Annotated in this window: 16 protein-coding genes; 8 read left to right on the top strand and 8 right to left on the bottom strand. The window is 35.1% G+C overall.

Going from position 1 to position 18,171, the window contains the following annotated elements; translation table 11 throughout:
• Positions 1 to 13 precede the first annotated feature (13 nt).
• Positions 14 to 493, top strand: a complete 480-nt coding sequence (locus tag EVJ48_03870) for a transcriptional repressor (protein ID RZV39656.1) — start codon at positions 14 to 16, stop codon at positions 491 to 493.
• Positions 494 to 501: 8 nt separating this feature from the next.
• On the opposite strand, the gene EVJ48_03865 is transcribed toward EVJ48_03870, so the two are convergent.
• The 5 genes from EVJ48_03865 to EVJ48_03845 form a co-directional block, all read right to left on the bottom strand.
• Positions 502 to 1,098: a hypothetical protein gene (locus EVJ48_03865; protein RZV39655.1), complete on the bottom strand. Its 597-nt coding sequence runs from the start codon at positions 1,096 to 1,098 to the stop codon at positions 502 to 504.
• A gap of 7 nt (positions 1,099 to 1,105) precedes the next feature.
• Positions 1,106 to 2,890, bottom strand: coding sequence for a hypothetical protein (locus EVJ48_03860; GenBank protein RZV39654.1), 1,785 nt, complete (start codon positions 2,888 to 2,890; stop codon positions 1,106 to 1,108).
• 33 nt (positions 2,891 to 2,923) lie between these two features.
• Positions 2,924 to 4,417: a DHA2 family efflux MFS transporter permease subunit gene (locus tag EVJ48_03855; GenBank protein RZV39653.1), complete on the bottom strand. Its 1,494-nt coding sequence runs from the start codon at positions 4,415 to 4,417 to the stop codon at positions 2,924 to 2,926.
• 28 nt (positions 4,418 to 4,445) lie between these two features.
• Positions 4,446 to 6,242, bottom strand: a complete 1,797-nt coding sequence (gene aspS / locus EVJ48_03850) for an aspartate--tRNA ligase (protein RZV39652.1) — start codon at positions 6,240 to 6,242, stop codon at positions 4,446 to 4,448.
• A gap of 107 nt (positions 6,243 to 6,349) precedes the next feature.
• Positions 6,350 to 7,216, bottom strand: coding sequence for an alpha/beta hydrolase (locus EVJ48_03845; GenBank protein ID RZV39651.1), 867 nt, complete (start codon positions 7,214 to 7,216; stop codon positions 6,350 to 6,352).
• 79 nt (positions 7,217 to 7,295) lie between these two features.
• Between EVJ48_03845 and uppS the strand changes: the two genes are divergently transcribed.
• From uppS to EVJ48_03830, 3 genes are all read left to right on the top strand, one after another.
• Entirely contained in the window at positions 7,296 to 8,186 is an 891-nt protein-coding gene (gene uppS / locus EVJ48_03840) for a di-trans,poly-cis-decaprenylcistransferase (GenBank protein ID RZV39650.1), read from the top strand.
• Positions 8,187 to 8,270: 84 nt separating this feature from the next.
• Positions 8,271 to 9,428: an MFS transporter gene (locus EVJ48_03835; protein RZV39649.1), complete on the top strand. Its 1,158-nt coding sequence runs from the start codon at positions 8,271 to 8,273 to the stop codon at positions 9,426 to 9,428.
• Positions 9,425 to 9,610 carry a hypothetical protein gene (locus EVJ48_03830; GenBank protein RZV39648.1) on the top strand — a complete coding sequence of 62 codons (186 nt, stop codon included), beginning with the start codon at positions 9,425 to 9,427 and terminating at the stop codon, positions 9,608 to 9,610. Before EVJ48_03835 ends, EVJ48_03830 begins: the two co-directional genes overlap by 4 nt.
• Before the next feature lies 1 nt (position 9,611).
• On the opposite strand, the gene EVJ48_03825 is transcribed toward EVJ48_03830, so the two are convergent.
• Positions 9,612 to 11,183: an APC family permease gene (locus EVJ48_03825; GenBank protein RZV39647.1), complete on the bottom strand. Its 1,572-nt coding sequence runs from the start codon at positions 11,181 to 11,183 to the stop codon at positions 9,612 to 9,614.
• Between the two features lie 259 nt (positions 11,184 to 11,442).
• On the opposite strand from EVJ48_03825, the gene trxB reads away from it, so the two are divergent.
• Positions 11,443 to 12,357 carry a thioredoxin-disulfide reductase gene (trxB, locus tag EVJ48_03820; GenBank protein RZV39646.1) on the top strand — a complete coding sequence of 305 codons (915 nt, stop codon included), beginning with the start codon at positions 11,443 to 11,445 and terminating at the stop codon, positions 12,355 to 12,357.
• A 51-nt stretch (positions 12,358 to 12,408) separates the two neighbouring features.
• Here the strand turns inward: trxB and EVJ48_03815 are convergent, their stop codons facing one another.
• Positions 12,409 to 12,786: a peroxiredoxin gene (locus tag EVJ48_03815; GenBank protein RZV39645.1), complete on the bottom strand. Its 378-nt coding sequence runs from the start codon at positions 12,784 to 12,786 to the stop codon at positions 12,409 to 12,411.
• Between the two features lie 53 nt (positions 12,787 to 12,839).
• Entirely contained in the window at positions 12,840 to 13,880 is a 1,041-nt protein-coding gene (trpS, locus tag EVJ48_03810) for a tryptophan--tRNA ligase (GenBank protein RZV39644.1), read from the bottom strand.
• Between the two features lie 248 nt (positions 13,881 to 14,128).
• On the opposite strand from trpS, the gene nadA reads away from it, so the two are divergent.
• Genes nadA through EVJ48_03795 form a run of 3 tightly spaced genes read left to right on the top strand, consistent with a single transcriptional unit; the run spans position 14,129 to position 18,157 of the window.
• Positions 14,129 to 15,070 carry a quinolinate synthase NadA gene (gene nadA, locus EVJ48_03805; protein RZV39643.1) on the top strand — a complete coding sequence of 314 codons (942 nt, stop codon included), beginning with the start codon at positions 14,129 to 14,131 and terminating at the stop codon, positions 15,068 to 15,070.
• Positions 15,071 to 15,110: 40 nt separating this feature from the next.
• A complete protein-coding gene (locus EVJ48_03800; GenBank protein RZV39642.1) occupies positions 15,111 to 16,010 on the top strand; it encodes a glycine--tRNA ligase subunit alpha in 900 nt (299 codons plus the stop codon).
• Positions 16,007 to 18,157: a glycine--tRNA ligase subunit beta gene (locus EVJ48_03795; GenBank protein ID RZV39641.1), complete on the top strand. Its 2,151-nt coding sequence runs from the start codon at positions 16,007 to 16,009 to the stop codon at positions 18,155 to 18,157. Before EVJ48_03800 ends, EVJ48_03795 begins: the two co-directional genes overlap by 4 nt.
• Positions 18,158 to 18,171 lie beyond the last annotated feature (14 nt).

Genomic DNA, 18,171 nt, shown 5'->3' with positions numbered 1-18,171 from the left:
TTGGAGATTTAAAATGAAACAGCAAGTTAATATACGGTTAAATGATATAGTTTCTAAAATAAAAAAAATGGGGTACAGTCTAACCCCTCAAAGGCTTGAAATTATTAAAATAGTTTCGGAATCAAAAAGTCATCCATCTGCGGTAGACGTTTACGATAAAATTAGAAAAGCATATCCGATGATTTCGTTAAATACAGTTTATAAAAATCTTTCTCTTTTGTCGTCTATACATGAAGTTAAAGAAATAAGAACCCTGCAGAATTCGGTGCATTATGACGGAGATATTTCTTTGCACGGTCATGCTATATGCGAAAAATGCGGCAGAATAATAGACGTTAAAATAGACGAATCGGATTTTAAAGGATTTTTTGAAACAAAGATAAAAGAAAATTTTAAAGAAAAATATTATATTAATAATTATGGATTAGAATTTTACGGTTTATGCGGTTTATGTTATAAAGAAACTGCTTCAAACGAAAGCATTTCCGTTTAATCTTAATTTTATTGATTTTCGGCTACATAATCGTAACCTTTTAGAATAGTTTGAATCATATTTTTCTTTAAAGCGTCGTTTTCGGAAAACAAAGCCGTCTGTCTCAAAACTGAATCAAGATCTAAAAGACTGCTTTTAGATATAAATGCTCCTATAAGGGCAATATAGGAACTTACCCTGTTTTTACCCATGGAATCTTGGTCTACTATGTTTTTAAGCGGTATTTTATAAATATTTTCCGTTTTTTCTTTTAATTTTTGCATAGTCGATTCGTTGTCTGTCAGCCAGAAATCGCAAACGTTAAACGAGGAATAATCCGAAATTAAAAGCGTATTTTTTCCGATAAAAGTATAATAGTTTAACAAGGATTGAAAATCTAAGCTTATAACCGCATCGATATTATTCAGGCAGCTTATCGATTCAAATTTACCCACCTTTATAACCGCATATGTCATGCTGTAATTGGATATATTAGACGTAGGTTTGATGAGCAAAGACACGTTGAAGTTTTCATTTTTTAAAGAGTAATAAAGAAATTTACTCAGGTAATTTATTTCTTTAAAGTCCGCTCCGTTAAGTATAAGATTGTAATTAATGTTTTCCATAAAAGTTTTATAAATTAATTTTACTTTCTAAAGATTTTTTTACTTTAATTTTTTTACGTTTTTTAGATTTAATAGCATTATGCGGACAAATATCAATACATAATTTGCAAAAATTACAAATTTCAGGTTCTACAAATATATCTTTATTTATATCTATTTTTATAGCCGGACATTTTGTTTTCTGGTAGCATAACCTGCAGTCAAATTTTTTGCAAACGTTATTGTTTATAATAAGATACGATTTATAATTCAAATCTCGTCCTGATTTTGCATTATTGAAACAATCGTTATCTATAAATATTAACTGCATACTATCGGGAGCTATATTTAAATCTTTAAATCGAGTGCTCTTTTTTATAATATTTTTTTTAAAAGTTTTTAAGGCAGGATTTAAAATTAAGTTTTCCGCATTAAAATCATAATCGAATATAGATTTATACACAACAAATATTATTCTGCCGTTAGTTTTTGCTACGTTATAAATTTTAAAAAATTTATCTATATTTTCGTAAAATTTTAAATAAGTAATAAAAACATAAAAATTTTTATTTAAATCTTTCGAATTCATCGTAGAGATGAAAAAAACAGGATTATCGTTTGTTGCTATATTGTTAAAAGAAAATTTTAAAGCGCTGGATTGCAATAAAGAAAAGCATCCTGTATCTCCGATTAAAACATCGTTTTCCGAATTGCCTATTTTTTTTTCAAGATACGATAAAAAAGAAAATAGATTGCATCCGACACAAAAAGATTTAGGTATTTTTGAGTCTTTAATCTCGAAATCGTCGGAACAAAAACCCAACTCGATGCCGCTATCGTTTTTATACTCTACAACCGATAAATTTTCATATTTAATTATGTTTTTGTTATTTTCAATTATATTTATAAGCTTAAAATTTAACAGCGAGTATGAGTCGAATATATATATATTCTTATAAAAACCGCCGCAATTATCTTTTATAATTTCATTTAATTCAAAATAGTTAATTGGATTAAGCAGATAAAACAAAATAATATTGGAATTTTCAGAGAATTTTTTATTTTCTATTATGCGGTGAAAATTTTTTGCATCTGTAAAGATAAGGTTATTTTCGCCTGAACTTTCAGAGATTTTTTTAAAAAAATCTATATGTTTTCCTGTATTTTTAAAGGATTGTATATTTTGAATAAGCCCTTTTTCTTCACCGGTACTTTTATAATATGCATCCGTAAGATTTTTTAGTGTAAAATCGGGCATTGATGCCGTTCTTTCGGTATATTCTTTTTTTTCTTCGAGAATATATTCGTTCATTACGGAATCGTTAAGATAAATAATAACGGGGAGTTTTAGTTTTTCCGACAGTTCAAAATAATACGGAATATAATCGATAAAATTCGAAACTTTATAATAATTATAAACTGGAAAAACGCTTTTGAAATCAAAAGAAAATTTTTTTAACCCCTGTTTTTTAAAAAGAAACAGTACCGTGCCGCCTGTTAACGCTTCATTTTTAATAAAATATTCTTCTAAATGCGCATAGTTTAAAAATGAAATATCATAAGCAAAAACCGAAGTCCTGCGGTTAGTTACGGAAAGAGAATAAACCTCCGTCCATAAAAAATCCAGATTATATTCGACGTTTAAAGGAGAAACTGCCGGAATTTCGGGCATTGCCTTTGCAATATTGTCTTCTAAGAATATATTGCTTATGCCGTTGTTTAAGGTTCTTTTTATTATATATTCTACGCCGGAAATAAACTCGCCGTCATTATTTTTGACGGCGAGTTTATTTCTTTTACTAAAAATTCTCATGAAATTTATTTTATAAATATTATTGCATTAATATTACATTAAGTCTATGGGTTCAGCGCCTTCGATTTTTGTTATCTTTACGTTTTTCTTAGCTACGGACATTATGGTCGCAAATACGTTAATGCCGAGTAGCATAAACATAACGATTGTAAGGCCGTGCAAGAAACCAATATTGGCGATTTTTTCCGGTATATCTTTAAGCAATGCAAAACCGTGAGCTTTGGCATAGCTATGTTTTGTCGAGGAAACTATAAGTCCTGAAATGGCAACCCCGAATATTAAACCTAATGCCCTCATCATGTTAAGAATTCCACCTGCGACTCCAAGTCTTTCCGGAGGAGCGGAAAGCATAATTGCGCTATTGTTAGGCGGAGTAAATATACCCATTCCGACACCTAAAATGATAAAATCGAAAATAAGCATATAAATATTTACGGAATTGCCCAAAAACGACAATAGAAGAGTAGCTATGGCGCATACGAACATGCCGAGCGTAGTCATAATTCTTGAACCTACCTTGTCCGATATAGCTCCAGCAAAAGGCGCTATAATAGCCATAGAAAGAGGAATAGGCGTTAAAAGAGAGCCTGTTGCCGCCGCATTATAGTGAAGTAAATTTTCAAGATAAAAAGGCATAAGGAAGAGGACGGCAAATAAGACGTAATAAGATAGCATACCCGTAACGTTTCCTGCAGAAAATCCCCATTTTTTAAAGAGTTTTAAATCTATCATCGGATGTTCCACTTTAATTTCCGTATAAACGAAAAGAGGCAGAAAAACTGCGGCAATAACAAAATAAGTAATTATAATAGGCGAAGACCAGCCTAATTTTGTTCCTTCATTGACTGCCAGAACTAGGAAGGCAAGTCCTGCCGCAAAAAAAGAAATTCCAAAGTAATCTATTTTTTCTTTTTTCTTCATATTAGCTTTGCTTGACGGCAGGATAAATAAAGCCATAAACGTTCCTGCGATTCCAATCGGCACGTTAACGTAAAATATCCAGCGCCATCCTATAGCCGCAATAATCATACCGCCTACAAAAGGGCCTATAGACATTGCGATAGCCTGAACGGAACCCTGAAGCCCTATAGCCTTGCCTAGTTCGTTAGAAGGAAAAGCCTGAGTTATTATCGCAACGGAATTAGCCTGAAGAAGTCCTGCTCCTACCGCCTGAAGAACACGGGAAAAAATAATAAAATTTGCATTAGGCGCAATGCCGCAAAGCGCCGAACCGACTGTAAAAACAACGAAACCGGTATTATACATCTTTGTTCTTCCGAACATATCGGCGAGTCTTCCAAATAAAGGTAAAAAAACTGTAAGAGTCAGCATATAAGCCATTGCAACCCATTCTATAACCGCCATATTTACTTGAAAGCCTTTTTCCATAGTCGGCATAGCGACGTTGACTATGCTCACGTCTAAAGCAGACATTGTTGCGCCTACCAGAACCGTTGAAAGTATAAACCATTTCCAATTTGGATGAGATTCAAAGTACGGATGAGGAAAACCAGATTTTTTTTCCAATTTAATGCCCCCCTGTTTTTTTCTATTTTTATATTTTCGTTATATTTTCGTTTAATTTTATTCCTAATTCTCTAAGCTGAATCGTATTAACGCCGGAAGGAGCGTCCGTAAGAGGGCAGTATGCTTTCTGCGTTTTCGGAAAAGCTATTACGTCCCTTATAGATTCTTCATTTCTCAGTATCATTAATATTCTGTCCAATCCAAAAGCAATGCCTCCGTGAGGCGGAGCGCCGAAACTCAGAGCATCTAAAAGAAAGCCGAATTTTATTTTAGCGTCTTCCGGCGATATAGAAAGAATTTTAAAAATAGTTTCCTGCAGTTTAGAATTATGTATCCTGATACTTCCGCCGCCTATTTCTTCTCCGTTAAGCACGAGATCGTAACTGTCCGATTTAACGGATAAAGGGTCTGTTTCAAGTTTTTCGATATCTTTAACTGCCGGAGAAGTAAAAGGATGATGAACGGCAACTATCTTTTTTTCCTCTTCGGAGTATTCGAATAAAGGAAAATTGACGACCCATAAAAGATCCAACCTGTCTTTATTTATAAGATTATATTTTTTAGCCAGATGCAGTCTCAGTCTTCCAAGTACGTTTTCCGCAGTTTTTTTTGAATCCGACTGATAAAATATTATATCGCCGTTTTTAGCTCCGGTTACCTTAATGAGATTACTTCTCTCTTCGTCGGATATAAATTTAGAAATCCCTCCTTCTAAAGCATTATTTTCGGAAACTTTCGTCCATGCAAGACCTTTAGCCCCGAAATCTTTTGCGGTGTTTAGAAGTTCGTCTATATCTTTTCTGGAAAGAAGATTAGCGCCGTCAGGCAGGCAAACCGCTTTAATAACGCCGCCGTTTTTAATATTTTCTTTAAAAACGTTCATGGCGGAGTTTTCAAAAACATCCGTTAAGCTCCGAATAATCAATTCAAATCTTGTATCGGGTTTATCGCTTCCGTATTTGTCCATCGCCTCGTCGTAATCTATAACTTTAAACGGACGTTCTATTTTAACGTTTAAAAGTTTTTCGAAAAGCATGACGAACAGTTCTTCGGCGATTGAAATAACGTCCTTGTTTTCTACAAAAGACATTTCCATATCCAACTGGGTGAATTCGGGTTGTCTGTCTGCCCTTAAATCTTCGTCCCTGAAACATCTTACTATTTGATAATACCGTTCAAATCCGCCGACCATCAAAATCTGCTTGAATAATTGCGGCGACTGTGGAAGGGCAAAAAACCTGCCGTTGTTTAATCTGGAAGGGACAAGAAAATCCCTTGAACCTTCAGGCGTGCTTTTCGTCAAAAAAGGCGTTTCTATATCGAAAAAACCTTTTCCGTCAAGAAATTCTCTTACGAGATGCGTAAATTTAGACCTAAAAATTAAATTATCTTTTAATCTTTTGCTTCTTAAATCTAAATATCTGTATTTGAGCCTGGTAAACTCATTGACTTCCGATTCTTCGTCTATCTGGAAAGGCAAAACTTCGCAGGTATTAAGAATTTCGACTGTTTTAGCCGCAAGTTCCAAACTGCCGGTTTTTAAAGTATCGTTTTCGGTTCCTTCCGGTCTTTTTCTTACCGTTCCGCTTACGGCAATAACATATTCGTTCCTAAGCTTTTTTGCGGTCTTAAAAGACCCGCCTTCAATGTTTTCGTCGAAGACTATCTGCAGTATTCCCGAATAATCCCTCAAATCTATAAAAATCAAACCGCCGTGGTCGCGGTAGTGCATTACCCATCCTTTAAACGTAAACTCTTTGCCTATATCCGATTCTTTAATATCTTCGCATAATGTCCGCATTATTAACCTTATCTCTCCAATCATTTTGTAACCATTTTGTGGCAGTACCGGAATTCAATTCCGGTACTGCGTTTTTATAAAACGGCAGGATTTTTTTTGTTCAATTTTTAAGTTTATAATTTTAATGCCGTTCATGTCAATAAAAATTTATCGATTTCTTTTTCCATGCTATAATTTCCGTATAAAAAATCTATATGATTTTTTGCCGGAATGTTATTGATAACGGAGTTTATAATTTTTTTGGATAAATCTTGAATACATTTTTGTTTTATTATTAAGTCTTTTTCAGAGTAAACAAAATAAAAAAGTATTTTTTTAAAATTCTCGTTAATAAATTTTACGTCTTTTTTATAGTTTCGGATTTTACCGTAATCTTGAGAATATTTAAAGTCGTTAACGACTGCCGTATCAGGAGTTCTTTTTATATCGGCTAATGCTTTTTTTAAAATATTTTTATCCCTTGAACCGAGAGCATCTTTTAAAAAAAGCATAATAGTCCTGTCGAAAGAATTTTCTAAGCTTCTGATGAAACTGTCGCTGATGCCCGTATCGTGGCATCCCGCTATCAGCATAATTTTTTCGGTATTTTCCGGAAATAAAGCCGCATATTTTAAACATACCTGCGCTCCCATCGAATGACCTATTAAGGTTATTTTGGCGCCCTTTTCCACAAGTTCTTCGACTACTGAATTTATAGATTTTGCGTAAAAAGAAATGCCGTCGTTTTCAGGCATTACAAAATTTAGCTTATTATCATCGTTAGAATCGACGTCAACAGGTAAAGATCTAAAATGAAACGGTAAATCGGGGACTAAAATATTAAAAGTCTTGCCGAAGTTTTTTTTTATATAGTTAAAAATAGAAAGCATCGAAAGATGATTTCCGCCGGCGCCGTGAATCAGAAGAATACATTTGTTTTCGCCGTCTTTATTTTTGACGTTCGAAGATTTATGAAAAATATAAAAAATTTTTATTTCGCTAAGTTCTTTATACGGCACGCTATAATTTTAAAAAATAGTCAAAATATGTTATATTAAAAGTTAAAGTTAATTAAAAAGATTATAACATATAAATAAAATGTTCGTAAAAAAATTAGCATATTTTTATTATAAAAAAAAGTTAGAAAAAGAGATATTAAAGAATAAAATCCCTCAGCACATAGGAATAATATTAGACGGCAACCGAAGATACGCTAAGAAATGCGGTTTTGAAGATGCAAGCAGGGGGCATAGAAAAGGCGCCGATAAACTTTACGAAGTTCTTTCCTGGTGTTTAGATTTAAAAATCAAAGTCGTTACCGTATGGGCATTTTCTACGGATAATTTTAAAAGAAGCCCCTCCGAAATCGACAGTTTAATGCATATTATTAAAGATCAGCTTGAATCTTATATAAATTCAAAATTTATAAACGAAAATAAAATAAGAGTTTCGGTTATCGGCAAAAGAGAATTACTATCCGAAGATTTAATAGAAGTCATCGACAGGCTCGAAAATAAAACTAAAGATTATTCAAACCTAAAACTATATATAGCCGTCGGATACGGAGGAAGACAGGAGATATGCGACGCCATAATAAATTTTATTTCGGATAATATTTATATAATAAATAAAACAAGCGGCCTATGCGAAGGTTCAGGCGGAAATAAAAAAGGAATTTTGCATGAAAGTCCGTCCATAGAAAACGCTAATAGCCGGCGATGTTCTTCGGGTTATACCGACGATTATGATTATCTGTCTAATATTATTACCGTTGAAAATATATCCAAATATCTTTATGCAAAAGGTTCTCCCGACCCGGATTTAATTATAAGAACCAGCGGCGAGATTAGATTGTCCGGTTTTCTGCTTTGGCAAAGCGCATATTCCGAGTTTTATTTCTGCGATGCATATTGGCCAGAGTTCAGGGAAATAGATTTTTTACGAGCTATAAGAAGCTATCAATCCCGTCAGATAAGAGCGGGAAAGTGATTTAAAATGCTAAGCGGGAATCCAGATTATTAGAAAATAAGCGATTTGCGGTCAAAAAGTTTAATCATATTAGGGGAATACAGAATGGCTTTTAACAAAAAGCAGAAAAAGACTATTGCGGCTATGAGTTCTGTAGTTGGTTTAAGGATGCTTGCGGTATTTCTTGTTTTGCCGGTTTTCGTGCTGTTCGCCGAAAAATTTACGTCAAGTTTTATTTTAATCGGAATTGCATTCGGTATTTACGGCTTATCGAGGGCGATTTTTCAGATTCCGTTCGGTTATATTTCCGATAAAATAGGAAGAAAAAACGTTTTGTTTTTCGGCATGCTTTTATTCGGCATATTTACTTTTATAATAGGTTTTTCCGATAATATTTACGAACTTATACTGTTTAGGTTTCTTCAAGGAGTCGCCGCAGAAAGCTCCGTGGCGTTCGCATTGGTTTCCGATACCGTTTCCGAGAGCGACAGGACAAAAGCTATGGCATTTCTCGGTATCCCTATAGGATTAAGTTTTGTCGTGGGTATCGTAATGGGTCCTTTGCTTTCTTATTACTTCGGTTATCCTTTTTTATTCTATATTTCCGGCATATTCGGCATTATTTCCGCCCTTTTAATTATGGTTCTGGTGGAGGAACCCAAGAGCAAAGAAATGCTGAAAGAAATAGAAGTTTCCTTTAAAGACGCCGTTGCCGTTTTCAAAAACAAAACGCTTGCAAATCTTTCCTTACAGGGTTTTCTTTTGTCTTTCTTTATGACCGTTTTCTTTTTCGGTCTGCCTTTAATAGTCAAGCATGAATTAGGAACAGGATATTATTACAAGGTTTTAATCCCTATGGTAGTATTTTCTCTTTTTGCCATGATGAAAGCTTCAAAAAAAGCCGATATGGGATATGAAGTTCATCTATTGAAGTTAAGTTTTTTATTAATGGCTGTTTCAAGCATTTTTATGTTTTCCGATGCTAAAGGTTATGCTCTGCCGGTAATTATAATAGGCGGAATTTTGTTTTTTACCGGCTTTTCAATTACCGAACCTATAATGCCTTCTTTAGTGTCGTCTTCATCGGATAAGTCTTTTGTGGGCACTTCCATGGGGGTTTACAATACTTTGCAATTTTTGGGAAGTTTTATAGGAGGAAGCATAGCAGGGTTGCTGTATGAAAGCTACCGCAGTTTCATACCTGCTATTCTAATTGCTTCTTCTTTAATTTGCTATCTTTTAATTATGAGGATTAAAAAATGAAAAAAGTGGATAAAGTCGATTTAACGAAATTAAAATCTAAAGTAAGGGAAAGACCTTTATATTATTGTAAATGCGGTTTATCCAGCAGACTGCCGTACTGCGACTGGAAACACGGATGCGATAAACCGGTTAAAGAAAGCAAAAACGATAAACCGAGTGAAAACGGCTCAGGCGATAAATAAATTATATTTCAAACTCCTCTCCTATGAACTCTTCCTCGATTATCATTTTCATTTCTTCTTTCTTTATGGAGGCATTGATTGCTATAAAGTAAAATAAGACTGCCGTTAATATCACTATTATTAAGTCGTAGGGGGATTTAACGGCATTATCTCCGCCGAAATTATTACTGCCGAAAAAAGATATAATTATAAGCGCGGCTATATAAAAAAGAAACCATAAGCCTGGCATTACTGTCTGTTTAAATTTTGTTTTAATGCCGTTAAAATTAGTAATAATAAACAGTATAATTCCGGCCGATATTCCGATGCCCAATTTCCATAATACGGTAAAAGTCGACCAGTAAATAATGAGGGTGCCTACTATAAACGCCGATAAAGAAATAATATTTGCAAAAGGCAGATAAAAAGGGCGCTTTCTTTCGGCGTCCAACTTTCTGAACGTCATAAGCCCTATGGGTCCGAGGACATAAGTAAAAACCATTCCGGACGTAATTACGCCCACTAAAGACTGCCAGCTCGGAAACGGAAGAAGATATAACGCCGACAGGATAAAAGTCACAAGTAAAGAGATATAGGCGGTACCGTATTTATTGAAATTTTTATTAAAACTTTCCGGCAAAAATTTCATCTTGGACATTGCAAAAGTAATTCTGGAAGTCGTTCCCATATATACCAAACCCGTAGCAAAAGGCGATATAACCGCGCCCACCATTACCATAATCGCGAATGCCGGAAGTCCGTATAAATTCAATAAATTTACGAAAGGCGAAGAAAAATTAAGCAGATTCCAATTATTATTTTTAACTGCAGGAACGGATATAATAAAACTGAATGCAAGCAAAGTATAAATTATAATGCCTATTATTACGGATAGAATTGTAGCAATGGGAACGTCTCTTCCTGGGTTTTTAGCTTCGCCGGACAAATCTATGGCCTGCCTGAAACCGAGGTATGAAAATATAACTCCGCCCAGCGATACGCTCTTCATAACGCCGTCATATCCGTAAGGCATTAAGTTATATACGTGAAGATTTTTTATATTGCCGTTTTTAACGGAAACATATATAAGCGCTATAGAAGCGGCTAATACGATAAAAATTTTAAAGTACGTCAGGAAAGTATTAGTCTTTGCAAAAATTTTCGCGCCGAAAAAATTTAAAATAAAGAAAATTAAAAGAATAAAAAATGAAAACAACATTCCGAAATGCGTAGGAGAGTTATTTATGAATAAACCCGGAATATACCGGTTAAGATACTGAACCGTAGCTTCTGTTTCTATGGTGCTGACGGCCGCGCCGGCTATAATGAGTATCCAACTTGTTATAAACCCAAGAAATGCGCCGTGCGTATATTTCGGGTATCTTGCAAGACTGCCCGCCGAAGGAAGCATCGCTCCGAGTTCGCTGTAAACGAGAGCAATAAGCATAACGGCAAATCCGCTGATAAACCATGACAATATAGATGCCGGGCCTGCATATTTTGCGCTTACATAAACGCCCAGAAGCCATCCCGAGCCGATGATTGCGCTTGTCGAAGCAAAAGTCAGCTGAAGCAGGTTTAATGTTTTTTTCATCGTTTCATTATTTGATTTAAAAAATACAATATGATTTAATGTATTATATTAATCATTTTCTAATAAAACAACAATAAAAATATTTCCAAAATTGCCGATAGAATGTTTAAGTTATAATAAAATGTTTTAAAGAAAAAGGTGTCAGATTTTTTTTCCGCTTTTGTTAAGGTCAATTAATATATAAAGTGTATTGCGGAAAATTAATCTGACGTTTTTTCCAATATTTTTAAATATTTATAATACAAAGGAGGATTTTCTGATGATTTACGATTTAGTTATAATCGGCGGCGGACCCGCCGGATTGTCGGCCGCTATATATGCCTTAAGAGCGCGCCTTAACATTGTCCTGATAGAAAAAATGGCCGTAGGCGGTCAGATAGCTCTTACGGATAATATAGAAAATTATCCGGGATTTCCTTCTCTTTCCGGCGTAGAGTTAATGCAGAAATTTGAAGAACACGCTAAAGGACTGGGCTTGCAAATTATATACGACGAAATAAAAGACATATCCGACGACGGCGAATATAAAACCTTAAGAGGCGTTAATGAAAATTATCAGACTAAAACTGTTATTATAACGGTAGGGGCATCGCCTAAAAGGCTTAATATACCAGGCGAAAGAGAGTTTACCGGAAGAGGCGTATCATACTGCGCCACCTGCGACGGCCCTTTTTTTAAAGACCAGGATATAGCAGTAGTCGGCGGCGGGGATGCCGCTTTAAAAGAGGCTAACTATTTGACTAAAATAGTTAAATCGGTGACTTTAATTCACAGAAGAAAGGAATTTAGGGCTGAAAAAATAATTCAGGAAAGGCTTCATAATGCAAAGAACGTAATTATGCAATTAGAGCATATTCCAGTTTCTATCAACGGAGATAAAACCGTAGAATCTATAACTATAGAAAGCGTTAAAACTAAAGAAAGAACGACGGTCCCCGTTAAAGGAGTTTTTATTTTTATCGGCATTAGCCCTCAAACGTCTTTCCTTAAAAATATAGAAAAAGACGAATACGGTTTTATCAAAACAGATCCTTATACGCTAATGACGTCAATGCCCGGAGTATTTTGCGCAGGCGATGCCCATTCCAAGAAACTGCTTCAGGTTGCTACCGCGGTCGGCGAAGGCGCTCTTGCGGCAACAGCGGCAGAAGAATTTATTTGCGACGTATGTTAAGGCTTTTCCATTTTGCAATGGTGCCAGAATTGAATTCTGTCACCATAGTTATTAATACGAAAGCGTTTTTACGTTATCGTCCATAACCATTTGAACTACGTATGCTCCGCCTACTACGCCGCTGCATTCTTCAATCAAATCATCTTTGGTGAAGTCGTTTAATTCTAATGCCGGAGTGCAGACTTTAAAAACGACTCCCGCATTATAGGCGTCTTTTATGAAATCGTATATCGATTTAGGACTACCTTCTTTCGCCCTGAGATTTTCTGCAACGCCTTTTTTCATTAAAAGACCCGCATCCGCCGTCAGGACAATTTCTACTTCGTAATCCATTACCGCCGCCGCCGCCGCCTGGAAAAAAGGGGCTCCGAGAGCATGAGGATTTGAAGGGGAAGTGTTTTGAAGCATTATAAAAAGTTTGTTTGCCATAATACTTATGCCTCCATTTTTTAAAATTTTTTTGAAAATAAAAATATTAATATTTATTTATTATACAATATTTCCATTGAATTTTTAACTTCTTTTATCGTTTCGGAAGCGATTATTCGGGATTTTTTAGTTCCGTCAAACAGTATATCCCACACTTCGTCTTTGTTTTTTAGATAACGGTTTCTACGCTCATTCATAGGTTCTAATAAAGATTTAATAACATTGAACAGATTCTCTTTGCATTTTACGCATCCTATTTTTCCGTTTTCACAGTTGTATTCGGTTTCATTAATTAAATCGCCGCCTGAAAAAGCCTTGTGGTAAGAGAATATAGTACATATATCGGGATTGCCTTTGTCGGTCGGGTGAATTCTGTTTTTGTCCGTTAGCGCCGATTTAATTTTATTTTTAACGGAATCGAAATCGTCAGAAAGATTTATAGCGTTTCCGTATGATTTGCTCATTTTTAAATTTCCGTCAAGCCCGACGAGTTTTGGGGATTCGCCTATAAGTGCGAAAGGCTCTATGAGTTTGCCGGAATATAATTCGTTAAATTTTCTTACTATTTTTCTTGCTATTTCGATATGGGGAAGTTGGTCTATACCAACCGGCACCAGGTCTGCTTTAAAAACTGCTATATCTGCGGTCTGGCTTACCGGATAACCAAGAAATCCGTAAGTTAATTCTTTGTAGCCTCTTTCTTTAGCCTCGGTTTTAATGGTAGGATTATGTCTTAAGGGGTTTACCGAAACAAGCATCGAAAAAAAAGTCGTCAGTTCCGAAATTTCCGGTATCATAGACTGTATCGCAATAGTGGATATTGTCGGGTCTATTCCCGCCGAAAGATAGTCCAATGCTACAAGAAAGATATTTTCTTTAAGTTTTTCCGGATGTTCGAAATTAGTAGTCAGAGCTTGGATATCTGCTATTAAAATAAAAGTTTCGTATTTATACTGAAGCTTTACCCTGTTCTTTAAAGAACCTGCGTAATGTCCCAGATGAAGAGGTCCTGTAGGCCTGTCCCCGGTCAATATTCTTTTGTATTTGTATTTTGATTCGTCGGCTATTGCCGAATTGTCGGTTTTTAAATCCATAATTTTAATTCCTTTTTTAAACACGGGGACAGAATTCAATTCTGTCCCCGCCACAAATTGATTTTTAACTTTAGATTATATTATGTTATAATATTATAAACAAGTTAAAAATCTCTATTGCTATAATAACAATAAAAAATGTATTAAATAATATAATAAACTGATGTAAATAAAACGCCCAATAGGATTAAATTTAAATATAGATATAAACGTTAAATTTTAATTCGCGGCTATATATAAGGTCAAATATGAATAATAACGACGAAAATAAAGAAGAAAATTCCGGCTCGGTAAAATACAAACAAAAGTTTTTAAAAGAACTTTTAAGAAAAAAAAATGCAATATTGCTTGCCCATAACTATCAGAGGGACGAAATACAAGAAATTGCCGATTTTCAAGGAGATTCGCTTGAACTTTCTATAAAAGCTAATAAAACCGATGCCGATATAATAGTTTTTTGCGGCGTAAGATTTATGGCGGAAAGCGCGGCTATTATGAATCCGGAAAAAACCGTCATTCTTCCAAACGAAAATGCCGGCTGTCCAATGGTTGACATGATAACGGCGCAAGATATTCTTAACTTAAAAAAAGATTATCCCGATGCCCCCGTCGTTGCTTACGTCAACACGTCTGCGGAATGCAAAGCCGTTTCCGATATTTGCTGTACTTCGGCTAACGCCGTTAAAGTCGTTAACTCGTTAAGCTCTAAAAGAGCGATAATGGTTCCCGATAAAAATTTAGGAAGTTACGTTCAAAGGTTTACCGACAAAGAAGTTATAAACTGGCCGGGTTACTGTCCGCCGCATAAAAGAACTACGCCGGAAGATATCAAAGTTCTTAAACAAAAATATCCTGGAGCCGTGTTTGTAGCCCATCCGGAATCTTCACCCGAAACTATCGATGTTGCCGACCATGTTTCATCTACTTCCGGCATGTATAAATTTGTCAGGGAATCAACCGCAAAATATTTTATTATCGGAACCGAAAGGGGCATAATGTATAAAATGAAGAAAGAAAATCCCGGCAAAGTATTTATTCCGTCAAATAATGGTTTAGTCTGTCCTAATATGAAAAAAACGCATTTGGACGATGTTATTAATTCATTGGCTCAGATGAAGAATATTATTAAAATTCCTGAAGACGTTAGAATCAAGGCAAGAAAATCTATTGAAAATATGTTAGCCCTTTAGTATAATTTTAATTCAATTTTACTTTAAAAAGGGGAAGTCTATTAAAACATCGGGATTTCAACAGCTAATATTTAATCTGCAGAACTTCTGGTCGGACTTTGGGTGCGTAATTCTGCAGCCATACGATATAGAAGTAGGAGCGGCTACATTTGCGCCCTATACGTTTCTTAAGTGCTTGGATTGTATGGACTGGAGAGTCGCTTATGTCCAGCCGTCAAGAAGGCCTACCGACGGGAGGTACGGTCAAAATCCCAACAGATTGGGAAAATATTATCAGTTCCAAGTTATTATACAGCCGTATATCGATAACATACAGGAGATATATTTAGACAGTTTAAAGAGCGTCGATATTAACCCTATTATGCATGACGTCCGGTTTGTAGAAGACGATTGGGAATCGCCTACTCTCGGCGCATGGGGTCTCGGATGGGAAGTCTGGCTCGACGGCATGGAAGTTACTCAGTTTACATATTTTCAGCAGATAGGAGGCATAGAACTTTCCAAACCGGCTATAGAAATTACTTACGGATTGGAGCGGATAGCCATGTTCCTTCAAAATAAAGACGCGGTTTTTAACCTGCAATGGAACGGTTCTTTTAAATACGGCGATATACATAAAGACGACGAATTCCAATTTTCCAAATATAATTTTGAATATTCAAGCGCAGAAGCGCTTTATAATTTATTCAATATATATGAAGCCGAATCGAAAAAACTTCTTTCTTTTCGGCTGAAAGAATTAGTTAAACCTGCTTACGAATATTGCCTGAAGTGTTCGCATGCCTTTAATTTGCTTGATGCAAGAGGGCTTATAAGCGTATCCGAAAGAATGAATTATATATTGAGAGTCAGGACGCTTGCCGAAGGATGCGCAAAACTTTATACGGGATTTTATTCTAAAGAAGAAGAAAATAAAAACATGAAGCCTAATTTAAAATAATTTATGATAATTCGGGTTATTACAAATTGAGCGAATATTTACTCGAAATAGGTTCGGGCGAGCTTCCTTACGAAGAGGTGAGGAAAATACCGCCGGCTTTAAAAAAAATAGTAGAAAATTTTCTCGCCGACGAGCTTTTTCTCGCCGAAAAACCGCATGTCGAAACTTACGCTACTCCAAGACGCACGGTATTGTTTATTAAAGAACTGCCGGCAAAATCGCCGGACAGGGAAATAGAAATAATAGGGCCTCCTGTTAATATTTCGTATCATGGGGGCGTTCCGGCGGAGCCTCTTTTGCAGTTTATGAAAAAAACCGGAATTTCCGACCATAAGAAAATCTATACGGTTAATCAAAAAAAGGGGGTTTACGCCGCATGCAAAAAGAAAATAAAAGGAGCGCTTTTAAAAGATCTGCTTGCACAAAATATACCTTTGTTTATAAAGAAAATCCCCTTTAAAAAAACTATGTTCTGGTTAGATAAGGAAATACGTTATCCAAGGCCTGTTTTATGGATAACGTCGGTATTCGACGGAAAAACAGCGGCGTTTGATTTCGGCGGCATTAAAACCTCTAACCGCACTTACTTAAAACCGCCTTTATCATACAAAATGAGGCCGGTAAAAATATATAGCGCTCAAGATTATTTTAATATAATATCCGCAAACGGGATAATACTAAAAAATATCGAAAGAAAAGATTATATAGAATCTGCATTAAAAGATATATCGAAAACGGCCGGCGCCGATATTCCCGAATGCGGCGAAGATTTTATAGACGAAATAGTGGGACTGACCGAAACTCCTTATGCTTTATTATGCGGATTCGACGAAAAATTTCTTTCTATTCCGCAAGAACTGCTTTCGGTCGTTATGAAAAAACATCAGCGTTTTTTTCCGCTTTCAAAAAGCGGCAAATTAATTTCAAATTTTATTGCTATTGCCGACGTAAATCCTCTTAACGAGTTTAAAGAATCGTTAGAAAAAAATATAAAGTCCGGTTATTCCAGAGTACTTAGCGCACGACTTGCCGACGCGGGATTTTTTTTTAACGAAGATACCAAAAAAAAGCTTGCAGATTTTGTCGAAGAAACTAAAAATATAATGTTTTATCAGGGTTTAGGCACCTATTTCGATAAAACTTTACGCATAAAAAATTTGGGTCTTTTTATTGGAGACGAACTTAATTTCGGCGCAGAAATTTTGTCCGATTTTAAAACGGCTTCCGGTTTGTTAAAATTCGATCTTGCAACCCACGCAGTTTATGAATTTCCTGAAATGCAGGGAATAATGGGCAGGATATACGCTAAAGCGGCAGGAGAAAACTCTCGTATATCAACCGCAATAGAAGAGCATTATTATCCGGCATCCAAAACCGGCGGAGATAAAAAGAAAATACTTCCCTCTAACGATTTATCGGCTTTATGCGCTTTAGCGGACAAATTAGACACGGTTTTTGCTTTTGTAATGCTAAAAAAACTCCCCTCAGGAGAATCCGACCCTTTTTATCTCCGAAGGGCTATGATAGGCATAATAGAAATTATCTTAGATAAAAAATATAAGATTAATTTAATAAAGGCATTTGATTTTTATTTTAAAGAATTTTTTAATGATAGAAAATTAAATAAAGAAGAATTAAAAAATGCTTTTATAAATTTTGCCGATACGAGATTTAAGAATTTTATGCTTACGTCCGGTTATAAATCCGACGAAATAGCCGCCGTATTAAATTCTTCGGTTCGTGAAAATTTTTATACGGAGTTTATTAAAATAGATTTTCTTTCAAAATATAAAGAAAATGAAGCGATTTTTGAACTATCGCAGATATATAAGAGAATTAACAATATTACTTACAAATTTTCCGATATAACGGTTTTTAATGAAGAAAAATTAACTTTGTATGAAGAAAAACAGCTTATTTCAATTTTTAAAAAGGTAAGCAAAGATATAATCTTATCTCTTAAACAAAACGACTTTAAAACGGTTTTAAGCGAAATGCATAAATTGGTCATGCCGGTAAACGCTTTCTTCGACGGCGTCATGATTTTAACCGAACAGGAAGAAATTAAGAATTCAAGGATCGGATTATTAAATAATATTTTGAATCTTTTTAAAAATTTTTGCGATTTTTCCAATTTAGATTTATAATTATATTTTTTAAT

The organism is Candidatus Acidulodesulfobacterium acidiphilum (assembly GCA_008534395.1).
GTDB lineage: Bacteria > SZUA-79 > SZUA-79 > Acidulodesulfobacterales > Acidulodesulfobacteraceae > Acidulodesulfobacterium_A > Acidulodesulfobacterium_A acidiphilum.
This window is presented reverse-complemented; position numbering and strand designations above follow the sequence as displayed.

What these genes read in the sequence shown, in the direction of transcription:
- uppS (RZV39650.1), top strand. Translation starts at nt 7,296, where the DNA reads ATGTTCGTAAAAAAATTAGCATATTTTTATTATAAAAAAAAGTTAGAA.
- EVJ48_03830 (RZV39648.1), top strand. Translation starts at nt 9,425, where the DNA reads ATGAAAAAAGTGGATAAAGTCGATTTAACGAAATTAAAATCTAAAGTA.
- EVJ48_03825 (RZV39647.1), bottom strand. Translation starts at nt 11,183, where the DNA reads ATGAAAAAAACATTAAACCTGCTTCAGCTGACTTTTGCTTCGACAAGC.
- EVJ48_03815 (RZV39645.1), bottom strand. Translation starts at nt 12,786, where the DNA reads ATGGCAAACAAACTTTTTATAATGCTTCAAAACACTTCCCCTTCAAAT.
- trxB (RZV39646.1), top strand. Translation starts at nt 11,443, where the DNA reads ATGATTTACGATTTAGTTATAATCGGCGGCGGACCCGCCGGATTGTCG.
- aspS (RZV39652.1), bottom strand. Translation starts at nt 6,242, where the DNA reads ATGATTGGAGAGATAAGGTTAATAATGCGGACATTATGCGAAGATATT.
- nadA (RZV39643.1), top strand. Translation starts at nt 14,129, where the DNA reads ATGAATAATAACGACGAAAATAAAGAAGAAAATTCCGGCTCGGTAAAA.
- EVJ48_03835 (RZV39649.1), top strand. Translation starts at nt 8,271, where the DNA reads ATGGCTTTTAACAAAAAGCAGAAAAAGACTATTGCGGCTATGAGTTCT.
- EVJ48_03860 (RZV39654.1), bottom strand. Translation starts at nt 2,890, where the DNA reads ATGAGAATTTTTAGTAAAAGAAATAAACTCGCCGTCAAAAATAATGAC.
- trpS (RZV39644.1), bottom strand. Translation starts at nt 13,880, where the DNA reads ATGGATTTAAAAACCGACAATTCGGCAATAGCCGACGAATCAAAATAC.
- EVJ48_03870 (RZV39656.1), top strand. Translation starts at nt 14, where the DNA reads ATGAAACAGCAAGTTAATATACGGTTAAATGATATAGTTTCTAAAATA.
- EVJ48_03865 (RZV39655.1), bottom strand. Translation starts at nt 1,098, where the DNA reads ATGGAAAACATTAATTACAATCTTATACTTAACGGAGCGGACTTTAAA.